Annotated in this window: 11 protein-coding genes and 1 pseudogene; all 12 read left to right on the top strand. The window is 38.7% G+C overall.

The genetic code is table 11. From position 1 onward, the window contains the following. Nucleotides 1–5: 5 nt before the first annotated feature. Complete coding sequence (locus NSQ85_RS01305) at nt 6–866, top strand: primase alpha helix C-terminal domain-containing protein (RefSeq protein ID WP_340780970.1); 861 nt, start codon at nt 6–8, stop codon at nt 864–866. After that, nucleotides 856–2,363 (top strand): annotated as a pseudogene (locus tag NSQ85_RS01300) (DNA primase family protein). Before NSQ85_RS01305 ends, NSQ85_RS01300 begins: the two are co-directional and overlap by 11 nt. 295 nt (nt 2,364–2,658) lie before the next feature. Next, a complete protein-coding gene (locus NSQ85_RS01295; protein ID WP_179974135.1) occupies nt 2,659–2,844 on the top strand; it encodes a hypothetical protein in 186 nt (61 codons plus the stop codon). 16 nt (nt 2,845–2,860) lie between these two features. Further along, on the top strand, nt 2,861–3,136 hold the full coding sequence (locus NSQ85_RS01290) for a hypothetical protein (protein ID WP_179974136.1): 276 nt from the start codon (nt 2,861–2,863) through the stop codon (nt 3,134–3,136). Between the two features lie 218 nt (nt 3,137–3,354). Next, on the top strand, nt 3,355–3,855 hold the full coding sequence (locus NSQ85_RS01285; RefSeq protein WP_340780968.1) for a hypothetical protein: 501 nt from the start codon (nt 3,355–3,357) through the stop codon (nt 3,853–3,855). A gap of 370 nt (nt 3,856–4,225) precedes the next feature. Continuing rightward, entirely contained in the window at nt 4,226–4,417 is a 192-nt protein-coding gene (locus tag NSQ85_RS01275) for a competence regulator inhibitor paratox (protein ID WP_340781522.1), read from the top strand. 190 nt (nt 4,418–4,607) lie between these two features. Then, nucleotides 4,608–7,685, top strand: coding sequence for a type I restriction endonuclease subunit R (locus NSQ85_RS01265; protein ID WP_340780967.1), 3,078 nt, complete (start codon nt 4,608–4,610; stop codon nt 7,683–7,685). Beyond that, complete coding sequence (locus NSQ85_RS01260; RefSeq protein ID WP_340780966.1) at nt 7,685–9,280, top strand: type I restriction-modification system subunit M; 1,596 nt, start codon at nt 7,685–7,687, stop codon at nt 9,278–9,280. Before NSQ85_RS01265 ends, NSQ85_RS01260 begins: the two co-directional genes overlap by 1 nt. After that, nucleotides 9,270–10,406 (top strand): restriction endonuclease subunit S, encoded by a 1,137-nt coding sequence (locus NSQ85_RS01255; RefSeq protein ID WP_340780964.1) that lies wholly within the window; start codon nt 9,270–9,272, stop codon nt 10,404–10,406. Before NSQ85_RS01260 ends, NSQ85_RS01255 begins: the two co-directional genes overlap by 11 nt. A 571-nt stretch (nt 10,407–10,977) precedes the next feature. Further along, nucleotides 10,978–11,406 (top strand): arginine repressor, encoded by a 429-nt coding sequence (argR, locus tag NSQ85_RS01250; protein WP_024704313.1) that lies wholly within the window; start codon nt 10,978–10,980, stop codon nt 11,404–11,406. Then, complete coding sequence (locus NSQ85_RS01245) at nt 11,406–11,765, top strand: YlbF family regulator (RefSeq protein WP_340780963.1); 360 nt, start codon at nt 11,406–11,408, stop codon at nt 11,763–11,765. Before argR ends, NSQ85_RS01245 begins: the two co-directional genes overlap by 1 nt. Then, a complete protein-coding gene (mutS, locus tag NSQ85_RS01240; RefSeq protein ID WP_340780962.1) occupies nt 11,758–14,316 on the top strand; it encodes a DNA mismatch repair protein MutS in 2,559 nt (852 codons plus the stop codon). The genes NSQ85_RS01245 and mutS overlap by 8 nt, the downstream gene beginning before the upstream one ends. Nucleotides 14,317–14,349: the final 33 nt, after the last annotated feature.

Below are 14,349 nucleotides of genomic sequence, written 5' to 3'. Positions count from 1 at the left end.
TAAGTATGCCTATTTATGAAAGTAAGGGCTTCGGTAATGACTTAAATTTATCCGATAAAAAAGCACCCTTTGACTATATCGCAGAATTTAGACCTAGGACAGTTCCCAAAGGTGTAAAAATTGACGATTTTAAGCGTAATTCAGCCCTCTATTGTATTGCTGGCATGGTGAAACAAGACGAGAATGGCAACTACAAGCGCAATAATGCTAGTTTAATTTACCGTGATTTGATTTTCTTAGACTATGACGAGCTAGAGGCTAGCACAGACTTTCCTAGCGTTGTAAATAACGCCTTACATGGCTATTCTTACATCATTTACCCAACTATTAAGCACACCAAAGAAAAGCCACGTTATAGGCTTGTGGTAAAACCTAGTGACACAATGACAGAACAGACTTATAGGCAGACTGTCCAAGAGATAGCGGACAAAATCGGGCTACCTTTCGACAGTACAAGCCTAACATGGTCGCAGTTACAAGGGTTACTAGTAACCACTGGAGACCCTGCTGACTATGAAAAGATTGTAAATAGAGGGCGTGACTATCCCGTAGCAAATACGGTTACAGCTAGTCAGAAACCACACTATCACACACCACGACAAAGCGGTAATAAAACAATTACCATGCGCGTGCTTGACACCCTATTACATGGCTTTGGTGACGAGGGTGGACGTAATATTGCGGTAACTAGGTTTGTGGGGCTATTACTATCAAAGTGGGTTAATGCAGACGTAGCCACTGCCTATGAGCTAACAACCATAGCAAATAGCGTTACTAATAATCCTTTACCAGTCGAGGAACTAGCGAGAACTTTTGAAAGTATTGTGAAAGCTGAAATCAGAAAGAGAGGTGTCAATGGAAATTAACATTGATGATTTGCAAGAAAAACTAGATGAAAGTAATGCTATTGAGCCACCTAAGTCTATGAATGAGTTAATGGAACGTATCTATCAAGCGGGGGAATTATGGTGCGAGGAACATAAAGAACTTGACCCTAAAAAAAGAATGGTTTGGGTGTTAAAACTCCACTGCCACCTATTTATACGGTTGCTAAGGAATTAAGTAAGATTGTGACTTTTACATTTATTACCAAGTCTAACACCCCTGACAATAGTTTGCTTTATATGTATGACCTAGACGAGGGTATTTATACCGCTAGCGCGGACGAGTTCAATGTTTTGTGTAAGACGTTTGATAATAGAATAAAGCCGAACGACTGGAAACAAATAAAAATGATGGTACGTACCATGACGAAGATAAGCAGACCGCTAGAAAGTGCTAACTTAGTACCAGTGCAGAATGGTATTTTAGATTTGAAGAACAAGGAGTTACTGCCATTTAATCCTAAGTATGTTATCACTAGTAAAATAGCCACTGCTTATAAGCCACCTAAGTCTATTCCTAAGGATAGAGAGGGTAACATGTTTGATGATTGGTTAAATTCTATTGCTTGTGGTGATAGTGAGCTTGTAACACTCTTTTGGCAAATTATCCAAGAGGCTATTAATCCAAATTATACACGTAACAAGTTCGCTATCTTCTACGGTGACGGTAATAACGGTAAGGGAACGTTTCAGCGCTTGCTTATTAACCTAATCGGTGAAAGTAACGTGTCAGCTTTAAAACCTGCACAGTTTAGCGACAAGTTTAATCTTGAGACGCTTGTAGGTAAGGTGTGTAACATTGGTGACGAAGCACCTAACGACTACTTAAAAAACCCATCTGACCTAATGAGTATTACTAGCGGTGACACTGTACTGGTTAACCCAAAAGGGAGACCAGCCTTTGAAGCGACATTTAAGCTATTCAATATCTTTTCGGGTAACTATATTCCTAACGGTGGGAATAAAACCAAAGGATGGTATAGACGGATTATGATTGTACCGTTTAATGCTGACTTTAATGATCAAACCGAAAAGCCTTGGATAAAAAACGAGTTCCTAGCAGATAAAGACGTTTTAGAATATGTTCTATATAAAACTGTTAATCAAGAGCCTTTCACTCATTTTATTGAGCCTAAGGTAGTTAAGGACTTGTTAGAGGAATATCAAGAAGATAATGATTACTTACTTGATTTTCTAAAAAACGAATATATTCCTAAAGGTTGGCATGAGTTAGACGTTGTACCAGTCTTTCTAGCCACGAAACGCCTAGGAGAGTACGCCGAAGATATGGGAATACAGAAGCCTAATCTATACGGAGCAGGTAAAGAAATCGCTAGAAAACTACGAAACTTAACCCCAAATAACTATGTTGTTAAAAAAGCGAGGGTAAAGGCTGGCGATATTCAAGTATTAGACCCTAATGGATTTGATAAAAGAAAGCTAAGTAATGCACAACGCTCAATCGTCAAAGAAAAATAATGTTCCCTTGTTCCATTGTTGTTCCATAGTTTGCACAACAAGGGAACACCCCTAAACGCTTGATACATAAGGGATTAGGCCTATTCTGTTCCTTTGTTCCCCTATTTATAATGTTTTTAATATATAAAATATATATAATAACTATATATAAGAGAATATAAAAAAGAATAGAACAGGGAACAACATCCCCTTAAACCCTTGCTACTACTGGCCTCGTGTGTGTTCCCAACAATGGAACAAAGAGGAATAACAATGGAACAAATCGCTATTTTTTTAAAAAAGGATATCAGAAACAATGAAAATTAAACTATTTAAAAGAGAACACGCATCAGACGGAATACATGAAAAACTTGGTTTTGAAAAGTTTAGAATTGAAAATGACGTAGAGTTTGAAACTCGTATCAATGACTTTATGATTGATAAAAACGTTGTAAGTGTGCAAAGCCTAAAGGAGAGTGTCTTTGTAACTTATGCTGATTAAGTAAAGGAGAAACATCATGACACTTAAGAAACATACAGACAACGCTAGGGCATTCACTTTCAGACATGAGTTTGAAACTGTTGACCATGCTAACGTAACATCTACTGCTATCCTTGGTTATATGGTCGGAACGTATAAACAACCGACAATAGATATCACAATCAGCAAGAACGAGGCTAATAACGCCTATACAATGCTTATTGATTATGTATCAGATAGTAACCTATCTGAGCCATTCAACCGTGTTTGTGATAGCTTTGAGAGCTATTCTAAAGGTTGCAGTGAAGCATAGATAATAAAGCGCTTGGGTTATCTGAGTGCTTTTAAATTGTTGAAAAAAGTTGATATAAAACGCCCTAATTATGGGAAAATGTGGGAATAAATGCCATTGATAGATAGTAGAAAATAGCGGAATGTTATTAGTAAAGCAATATTTTTGATAATGGATTGAATAAATGGAATAGTTAGGCTATAATGAGGCATAAAAACCAAGTATAAAAAGGTAAAGATATGGGTATCATTAAGAAATATAAGTGGTATATATTGCCATTAGCTATCCTTGTAATTGTTGTTGCTATCGTAACCACGAAACCAAGTAAGAAAACAAAGGAAGTAAAACACAAATCTACGACAGTTACAAAGGTATCAAACCATAGTACGTCAAGTTCGTCTAAAGAAACACCTAGCGAAACGTCTCAAACGCAGGAACAACCAACACAAATCGAGCAAGCACCTAGCGAAACGTCTCAAACGCAGGAACAACCAACACAAATCGAGCAAGCACCTATCACACAAGATGACGGAGTAACACCACCACAAGACACGTTAAAACAAGCTCAAGAACAGTATGGATACATACCGGGTTATGGTGGCGTACCTGCAGACTCACCCGAAGTTGCGCGTGAGCAAGCTGAGAATGAGGCACGTCAACGATGGCATGATGGCCAAATTGAATGGGGTATTCAACAAGGCTATCTTAACCCAGACGGTAGCCCAAAAGAGACAAACTAAAACACCTCTAATAAGCCCGTAGCACGCCCCAAACAAAGAATAGCCCGACAATACTCGGACTATTTTTAAATTGTACCCCCGCCCCCTATATTGCCGTCTGGAGAGCCACGACAAGGTGTCGTCTTACATCACGCGCAACTTTTTCCGGTTTTTTATAGGGTGTCATGGGGTACGGATTAGGGGGTGAAGTTGCTTGGTTAAAAATCCTTACTATCGGCAGAACAAAGGGCATTTACCCAGCGACCCGCCGAACTATTTGGGAGCAGTCACGAGGGAGACTTGGCGCAAAATCGTTCCGTTTTTTTAGAAAATACACAAAAGGTAGAGCGTATTGATATGTTCTTGATAGTATATAAAAAGAGATAATATAATACTAACCTATGATGAATTTAAAGAGGCTATGGACAACGGTTTTATTAAAGGTGATACTGTCCAGATTGTCCGAAAGAATGGTAAGATCCATGACTACGTTTTAGACGGTGAACGAGTTGAGCCACGCGAAATATTGAGCTTAGAAAAGGTATCGGATATAATAAAGGAACTAGCGGACGAGTTAGGCTAGGCGTTAGTAAGACATATATAGAAAAAATCATACGAGTAGTCAATATTCATTCAGAACTACTTAAAAGATGAAGTGAACGCTCTTAAAGAGAAGTTGGAAAATTTGCAGGAACAAATCAAAGATCAAAAAAGGATAGAAGAACAAGAAAAACCAAGGGAATGGTGGGGACTATGGAAATGAGGGGGATCAAATGAGTCATTCGGAACAAATGATTGAAAACCAGTTAATACAAATCTTAAGTGAGAAAGAAAATCAGTGGACTTATCGTCCGGACTTGAAGTCGGAAGAAGCACTTTGGCAAAACTTTAGAAGCCATTTGAACCGAATAAATTTAGCAGTATTGGGAGAGCAACTATTAACGGACAAAGAATTTAATCAAGTTAAAGTCGAGTTTTCACGTTTGACCGGAACGCCTTTTTTAGCTTCTCAATGGCTTAGAGGAGAAAACGGGGTGGCTCAAATTTTATTAGAGCGAGAAGATGGGAAAAAAGTGACTTTAGAAGCCTTTAGAAATAAGGACATCTCAGGAGGAACTTCTTCTTATGAGGTAGTGAACCAAGTGGTCCCAGATTCCTCTAGAGTAGATCGTGGAGATGTGAGCTTGCTGATTAATGGGCTCCCAATCATTCATATTGAGCTCAAAAAAGAGTCCGCTAAAGACGGTTTCATGCAAGCTTATTATCAAATTCAGCGTTATGCAGAAGATGGATTTTTTAAAGGGATTTACGCAACTACTCAAATCATGGTGATTTCAAATAAAGTCGATACCCGATACTTTGCAAGACCTAGTGAAGATACCGCTGAAGCCTATGCTCGGATGAAGAAGTTTTTATTTAATTGGCGGACTGAAGACAATCAAACGGTTTCCGATTTGTTTGATTTTACTCGTACAGTTTTGCGGATACCCGATGCCCATGAATTGATTAGCCAATATACCATTCTCGTCGATGATCAAAAAAATCAAAAATTCCTCATGGTTTTAAGGCCTTACCAAATTCATGCTATTCGTAAGATTCGTCAAAAAGCGGCACAGCATGAAGGAGGATTCATTTGGCATGCGACAGGTTCAGGAAAGACTATTACCAGTTTTGTCGCAACGAAATTATTAGCTCAAAATGCGATCGGTGTCGATCGTACGGTTATGGTTGTTGATAGAAAAGACTTAGATGCTCAAACGCAGGATGAGTTTACGAAGTTTGCCTCGGAATACCATACCGGACAAACGACCGGAAATTCGGTAGCCAATACTTTGATTGTTGGTATCAAAAATCAAAAACAGTTGGCTCAAAACCTCCTTTCATCAAAAAATAATAATACGATTTTAGTGACCACGATTCAAAAACTCTCTGCAGCTATGCGAAGCGCCCAACAAGAGAGTGAAGAAAAAGGCTCCAATCAATTTGAGAAGCTACGGAAAGAACATATTGTTTTTATTGTTGATGAGGCTCATCGTGCGGTTAGTGATGAGGAAATGAAGCGAATTAAGAAAATATTACCCAATTCAACCTGGTTTGGATTAACGGGGACACCTATTTTTGAAGAAAATAAAAAGCAAGAAAATGGAACCTTTGCCAGAACGACGAGCCAGCAATACGGGCCACTCCTACACTCCTATACAATCAAAAATGCCATGGATGATGGGGCTGTGTTAGGCTTTCAAATCGAATATCATTCACTGATTTCAGAAGAGGATCAGGAGGTGATTGTCACCCAACTCAATAAAGGAAAGTTGCCAGACGATGCCCTCCAACAAGAAAAATTATTGCCTACGGAACTTTATGAAACAGATGAACATATTCGTACCATGTTACAAAAAATCTTTAATCGGAGAAGTGTGGTCAAAAAGTTCAAGGTAAAGAATGGTTTTCCTACGATGTCAGCCATTCTTACCACTCACTCGATTGCCCAAGCCAAACATATTTACCGGATTTTAAAGGAAATGAAAGATAATGGGACACTCTTGAATGGGCGACAATTTGATGAACGTCATCAACTGATTGATAAAGATTTCCCAAGAGTAGCTATTACTTTCTCAACCAATCCGGATCAATTAGAAAAAAATGAACAAGACGATGAATTAGTAGAGATCATGAAAGAGTATGCGAAACAATTTGATGCTTCTCCTTATAAAGATGAGGAACTCTACAATCAAAATATTAATAAACGGTTGGCCCGTAAGGAAAAGCAATATCAATCGGATGGTCAGTGGCTAGATTTTGTTATTGTTGTCGATCGTTTATTGACAGGCTTTGATTCTCCAACCATTCAAACCTTATATATTGATCGAGAAATGAACTATCAAAAGCTCCTTCAAGCGTTCTCAAGAACCAACCGTATTTATCCAGGAAAAGATTCTGGGTTGATTGTCTCTTTTAGAAAGCCCTTCACCATGAGAGAAAATGTGCGAAACACGTTTCGTCTATTCTCAAATGAAAAGCAAAACTTTGATCAACTGATTCCAAAAGAATATGAAGAAGTCAAAAAAGAATTTATCGAATGTTTAATACTTTATAAACAAAGCGAAGCTGACCTATCAGATAATCCCAATGATCTTAAAACGATGATTGCGCAAGTGAGTGCTTATCAAAAGCTAGAAAAGAGTTATAAAGCGCTCCGAAGCTATGATCAATACGAAGAGGACTTTGAAGAATTTTCAGAAGTAGTGGAGCAGTTGCCACAATATCAAGGAAAAACGGAAAATATTAAAACAAAGATTAAAGAAATGATCGAGGATGAGGAGCATCCTGAGGAGGACTTTGAGAAGCTTTTACAAGAGATTGCTTTTTCTTCGCAGCTCAATGCGACACATAAAGACGTCGTGGATAGTTTTTATATTAATCAACTTTTGAAAGCGATCCAATTAAACGAAGCAGGGGCCGTTGAAAAATTTGAAAAAGAAATCCAACAAAAGGATCCTCAAATCCAAAAGATGTATCACACCTTGAAAGATCAACTCGTCAATACTACTGAAGAGATTGATGTGGCTCAATTAAAAGAGACTTCGATTCAAAATGAAATTCAAAGACAACTTCAAAAAGAAGCTGAAGAATTTGGATTATCCTTCGACATTTTACAGTATGCAATGAACGAATATCAAAGCGATAAGAAAACGATCCCTTATTTAACCCATTTACTGGATTCGATGACTCTTAGTAAAGAAGAGTTCGAAGCCAAAACGGGTGAAAAATATAGAAGAAGAACAAAAGTTTTAGAAGAACGACTACAACAAAACTTTGAAAAACTTCAAAGATGGAAGGAAGAATCATAATGGCGACAAGTTTAAACCAACAACTATGGGCTTCTGCGGATATCTTACGTGGGAAGATGGATGCAAGTGAGTACAAAAACTACTTACTAGGATTAATTTTCTATAAGTACTTGTCTGATAAGCAGCTTAGAGAAGTTTATGAACAAGAAAATGGAAAAACAGATACCTTCCCAGAACGCTCCACTCTGTATGCAGGGTTCATGGAGTGGTACAAAGAAGACAAAGACGATTTAGTCGAAAATATCCAACCCAGAATAGGTTACTTTATCCAACCCGATCGATTGTTTTATCACTACCGCATCAAAGCTGATAACTATGAATTTAACTTGACAGACTTACAAGCAGGTTTTAATGAGTTGGAACGTCAAGGAGAAGAATTCAGTGGATTGTTTGCGGATATTGATTTAAACTCCACAAAATTAGGCTCAAATGCACAACAACGTAATGTGACGATTACTGAGGTTTTACGTGCCTTAGATGAGATTGATTTATTTGAACACAATGGCGATGTGATTGGGGACGCTTATGAATATTTAATCGGGATGTTTGCGGCAGGTGCAGGTAAAAAAGCAGGAGAGTTTTATACCCCTCAAGCTGTTTCACGCATCATGTCAGAAATTACGTCGATCGGACAAGAATCTCGAGCGCCTTTTCATATTTACGATCCTGCGATGGGTTCGGGTTCTTTGATGCTTAATATCCGTCGCTATCTCATCCATCCAAATCAAGTCCATTATCATGGCCAAGAGCTAAATACGACGACCTTTAACTTAGCACGTATGAACTTAATCCTTCATGGAGTAGATAAAGAACGCATGAACCTGAATAACGGGGACACTTTAGACGCTGATTGGCCGTCAGAAGAGCCTTATCAGTTTGATTCTGTGGTCATGAACCCTCCTTATTCTGCGAAATGGTCAGCGTCAGATAAGTTTCTCTCTGATCCTCGCTTTGAACGTTTTGGGAAATTAGCGCCTAAATCTAAAGCGGACTTTGCCTTTCTCCTTCACGGTTTTTACCATTTGAAAGAATCGGGAACAATGGGGATTGTCCTGCCTCATGGCGTTCTCTTTAGAGGAGGCGCAGAAGGAACCATACGTCAGGCCCTTTTAGAGATGGGAGCTATTGATGCAGTCATTGGCTTGCCGGCCAATATCTTTTTTGGAACGAGTATTCCGACAGCGGTTATTATTTTGAAGAAAAACCGTTCTCGTCGTGATGTCTTGTTTATCGATGCTTCTCAAGATTTTGAAAAACAAAAAAATAAAAATGTCCTGTTGGATGAACATATTGATAAAATTGTTTCTACCTACAAAAAACGAGAAGATATTGAAAGATATGCTCATGTTGCAAGTTTTGATGAGATCCAAGAAAATGACTTTAACTTAAATATCCCTCGTTATGTCGATACCTTTGAGGAAGAAGGACCGGTTGATTTGGTTGAGGTGAATACCAATCTCCTTAAGATCAATGAAGAATTAGTTCAACAAGAACAAACGCTCTTATCTTTGATTGACGATTTTTCAGAAAGTGAAGAGAATAAAGCCTTGATTGAATCGATGCGTCTTCTTTTGGGAGGTGGGCATGATGAGTAAAAAGAGTCCAGAATTGCGATTTAAAGGATTCACGGATGATTGGGAAGAGCGTAAGTCAAAAGAAATTTTTAAAGCTAAGGTTCGAAAAGGAGAACCTAATCTACCAGTATTATCTGTTACTCAAACATCTGGTGTTGTTTATAGAGGTGAAGTGGGAATAGATATTAAATATGATGTTTCAACATTAAAGAATTATAAAGTAATTGAACCAAATGATTTTGTTATTAGCCTTCGTTCATTTCAAGGTGGATTTGAATTATCAGATAAACTGGGTATCACTAGCCCAGCGTATACAATTTTTGTTCCTAAGTACCCAGAAGAACAAAATAATTTATTTTGGAGAATTCAATTTAAAAGATTTCAGTTTATTGAATCTTTAAAGACAGTTACTTTTGGAATTAGGGATGGAAAATCTATAAGTTTTAATGAGTTTGGTGACTTAAAAATTAAATTTCCAAGTAACATTTTAGAACAACAAAAAATCGGTTTATTCTTTAAACAGTTAGACGATACTATCGCTCTTCATCAACGTAAGTTAGATTTGTTGAAAGAACAGAAAAAAGGCTTTTTACAAAAGATGTTCCCTAAAAATGGTGCAAAAGTTCCTGAATTGCGATTTGCGGGGTTTGCTGACGATTGGGAAGAGCGTAAGTTCAAAGATATTCTAAAAACACACTCGTTTCGTTCGTACTTGGCTGATATTTCAGAGAATGGTGAGTACGAAGTTATTCAACAAGGTGATAAGCCAATTGTTGGATATTCTGATGGTAAACCTTTTACCAATTACAAAGATATAACTCTGTTTGGGGACCATACAGTTTCATTATATAAGCCTAAAAGACCATTCTTTGTTGCTACTGATGGCGTGAAAATTTTAAGCGCAGATAATTTTGAAGGTGATTACCTTTATACAACTCTAGAACGTTATAAACCTAAGCCACAAGGATATAAGCGTCATTTTACAATTTTGAAAAACCAAGATGTGTGGTTTACGGGAAATATGGAAGAACAGCAAAAAATCGGCACTTTCTTCAAACAACTCGACAAGACTATCACTCTTCATCAACGTAAGTTGGATTTACTCAAGGAACAGAAAAAAGGCTTTTTACAAAAGATGTTTGTTTGATATTTCTTTGTCTGTTTGTTTTCTTATCGTAAATTGGGAGCAATTAAAAAGGTTAAAAAGTTGTTTTCAAAAAATAACAGATGAAAAAAAGGCAAAAAAATAATGATATTTTGGCCTTTAACTCCGATTAATTCTGTGGTATTCTTAATAGGTCTCATAAGTTCTTCCTAATGGTAGTTTCGTCGCTTTTGATTATAGTTCTTATGGGACTTTTTTGTGTACACTCAAAAAGCTCTATAATATCTACAGTAGTTTTACCCACTACAGAAATTATAGAGCCATATAATAAAGGAGCTAGGCGAGGACAACTAAAAAAGCACCTTACTGGTGCTAGTTTCTTGCCTGCTGAACTCGTAAATTGATTGATACCCTAAAGGGTATTTTTTGCTTTCCTTTTTGCTAACTTTTGGGGTAAGCAAATAGCAACTTATGGGGTATGAATTACTAGAATAGCTATCAAAATCGCTTTGTCATCACTCTAATTAAACTTATGAAATAGTAGGGGGCATTTCATGAAAAAATACAAAAATTTTGTTATAATATGCAAGGAATGTACATAAAAAGAGGAAAGATAATGAAGAGAGATCGTCAAGCTGTTATCAAACAGATGATTTCAAGAGATAAGATTGGGACACAAGAGGAAATTAAGCAACGCCTAGAGGCGGAAGGTATCACGGTTACACAAGCTACCTTGTCACGTGATTTACGTGAGATTGGCCTGTTGAAGCTTCGTGATGAGGAAGGTAAACTTTACTATAGCTTGTCTGAGCATGTGCTTCCAAGTTTGGATCCTACGGTTAAGGACTATGTTAAATCAGTTTCCCGTGCTCAGTTTATGCTGGTTCTCCATACAGAATTGGGTGAAGCAGATGTCTTGGCAAATATAATTGATAGTGATGAAAATCCTGAAATTTTAGGAACCGTTGCTGGCGCAGATACCCTATTGGTAATCTGTAAGGACGCAGTGGTTGCTGAAAGATTGGAAAGTGAGTTTCACTGATGAACACTCCTCATCAGGATTTCCAAAAAGCCAAAGAAGAGTTAATTGACCTCCTCAAACACCATGAGGCGGTTCTTGCTTTTCAAGAGGCTGAGGAATCTATTGGACAGATTCCTCAGATCAGTGATCTGGCTAGACAGATGAAGGCCTATCAACAAGAAGCGGTGCTTTTTCAAAAGATCGAGAAACAACGTGCCTATGAGGAGGCTGGTGAGCAGGCAGATTTAATTCAGCATGAGTTGGAAAATTTTCCCATTGTTCAGGATTACCGTCAAAAGATGCAAGACGCCAGTGACTTGATTCAATATGTGACCAAGTCTATCGAAGAAAGGATTAACGAGGAGTTAAGACATGGCTAAGGAAAAAATATCTCCAGGAATGCAGCAGTATTTGGATATCAAGAAAAATTATCCAGATGCTTTTTTGCTGTTTCGGATGGGGGATTTTTACGAATTATTTTACGATGATGCTGTCAAGGCTGCCCAGATTTTGGAAATTAGCCTAACTAGCCGTAATAAGAATGCAGATAATCCCATTCCTATGGCAGGTGTGCCTTATCATTCAGCTCAAGCATACATTGATGTTTTGGTTGAGATGGGCTACAAGGTAGCCATTGCTGAGCAGATGGAGGATCCTAAGCAGGCTGTCGGTGTGGTGAAGCGTGAGGTTGTTCAGGTTATCACACCAGGTACAGTGGTTGACAGCTCTAAACCTGATAGTGCCAACAATTTCTTGGTGGCCATTGACAAGGTTGGAAGTCGTTTTGGTCTTTCCTATATGGATGTGTCAACGGGTGAATTTTTTGCGACAGAGTTGGATGATTTTAGTTCAGTTTGTAGTGAAATTCAGAACCTTAAGGCACGTGAAGTAGTGGTTGGATATGATCTACTTGAAACTGACGAACAAGTTTTAGTGAACCAACTTAACCTACTTCTCTCCAAGGAAACAGAAGGTTACGATGATGTTCACTTGATTGGTAATAGCTTGACAGATTTGGAAAGCAGTGTGGCAAGTAAACTTCTCCAGTATGTTCATCGCACTCAGATGCGTGAGCTCAGTCATTTACAAAAAGCTCAGCACTATGAGATAAAGGATTACTTGCAGATGTCCTATGCGACCAAGTCAAGCTTGGATTTACTGGAAAATGCTAGAACGGGCAAGAAACACGGTTCTCTTTTCTGGCTCTTGGATGAAACCAAGACAGCCATGGGAATGCGTCTCTTGCGAACTTGGATTGATCGTCCTTTAGTGAATCAAGCCACCATCATAGAGCGTCAGAATATTATCCAAGTTTTCTTGGACAATTTCTTTGAGCGTAGTGACTTGACCGAGAGTCTAAAAGGTGTTTACGATATTGAGCGTCTGGCCAGTCGTGTTTCCTTTGGCAAGGCTAATCCTAAAGATTTGATTCAGCTAGGTCATACCTTAGCTCAGGTTCCGGTCATTAAGGCAATCTTGGAGTCCTTTAATGACGATGCCTTGTCAGGTCTTTTACAAGAGTTAGATGCTTTGCCAGAATTAGAGAGTTTGATTCGTTTGGCTATTGATCCTGATGCTCCAGCAACAATTACAGAAGGTGGTATTATCCGTGATGGTTTTGATGAGACCTTGGACAAGTATCGCAAAGTGATGAGCGAGGGGACGTCATGGATTGCGGATATCGAAGCCAAAGAACGTGAAGCGTCTGGTATTACAACACTAAAAATTGATTATAACCGTAAAGATGGTTATTATTTCCATGTGACCAACTCTAACCTTAGCTTGGTTCCTGACCATTTCTTCCGTAAGGCGACACTGAAAAATTCGGAGCGTTTTGGAACTGCTGAGTTGGCTAAGATTGAAGGTGAAATGCTAGAAGCGCGTGAAAAATCGTCAACCCTAGAGTATGATATTTTCATGCGTGTCCGTGAGCAAGTTGAACGCTATATCGACCGTTTGCAGTCTTTGGCTAAGGCCATTGCGACAGTCGATGTGCTTCAGAGTTTGGCTGTTACAGCGGAGAAAAATCATTATGTTCGTCCTGTTTTTAATGATGAGCATCGTATCGCTATTGATCGGGGCCGTCATGCGGTGGTTGAGAAGGTTATGGGCGTTCAGGAATACATTCCAAATACGATTACCTTTGACAGTCAGACCAATATTCAGCTCATCACAGGACCAAATATGAGTGGTAAATCTACCTATATGCGGCAGTTAGCCTTGTCAGTAGTTATGGCTCAAATGGGGGCTTACGTACCAGCAGATAGTGTTGATTTACCAATTTTTGACGCCATCTATACACGTATAGGTGCCGCAGATGACCTGATTTCAGGTCAGTCGACCTTCATGGTTGAGATGATGGAGGCTAATCAGGCCATTAAGCGAGCGACACCTAATTCCTTGATTATTTTTGATGAGTTGGGGCGTGGGACAGCCACTTATGATGGTATGGCTTTGGCCCAGTCTATTATTGAGTTTATTCATGACAAGGTGGGGGCTAAGACCATGTTTGCTACCCATTATCATGAGTTGACTGCGCTATCAAACAGTTTGACACACCTTGTCAACGTCCATGTTGCGACACTTGAAAAGGATGGCGAAGTGACTTTCCTCCACAAAATTATCGATGGTCCAGCCGATAAATCTTATGGTATTCATGTAGCTAAAATTGCAGGTTTACCAACAGATTTATTGAACCGTGCTGACACCATATTGAAACAATTAGAAGGAGAGACAGTTGTAATCCAACCTCAGGAAAAGGTATCTTCTCAAGAAAAGCCTGCCACTGAAACGCATGTCAACGAGCAAATCTCTCTCTTTGATGACTTTACTGAAAATCCGGTTCTTCAAGAGTTGCGTGATTTGGACATTTACAACATGACACCGATGCAAGTCATGATGGCTGTAGCAGATTTAAAGCAGAAACTATAAAAGAAGCTTGTCGATTGACAGGCTTCTTGTCTT

The sequence above is a fragment of the Streptococcus sp. FSL L8-0526 genome, assembly GCF_038007145.1.
Classification (GTDB): domain Bacteria; phylum Bacillota; class Bacilli; order Lactobacillales; family Streptococcaceae; genus Streptococcus; species Streptococcus thermophilus.
This window is presented reverse-complemented; position numbering and strand designations above follow the sequence as displayed.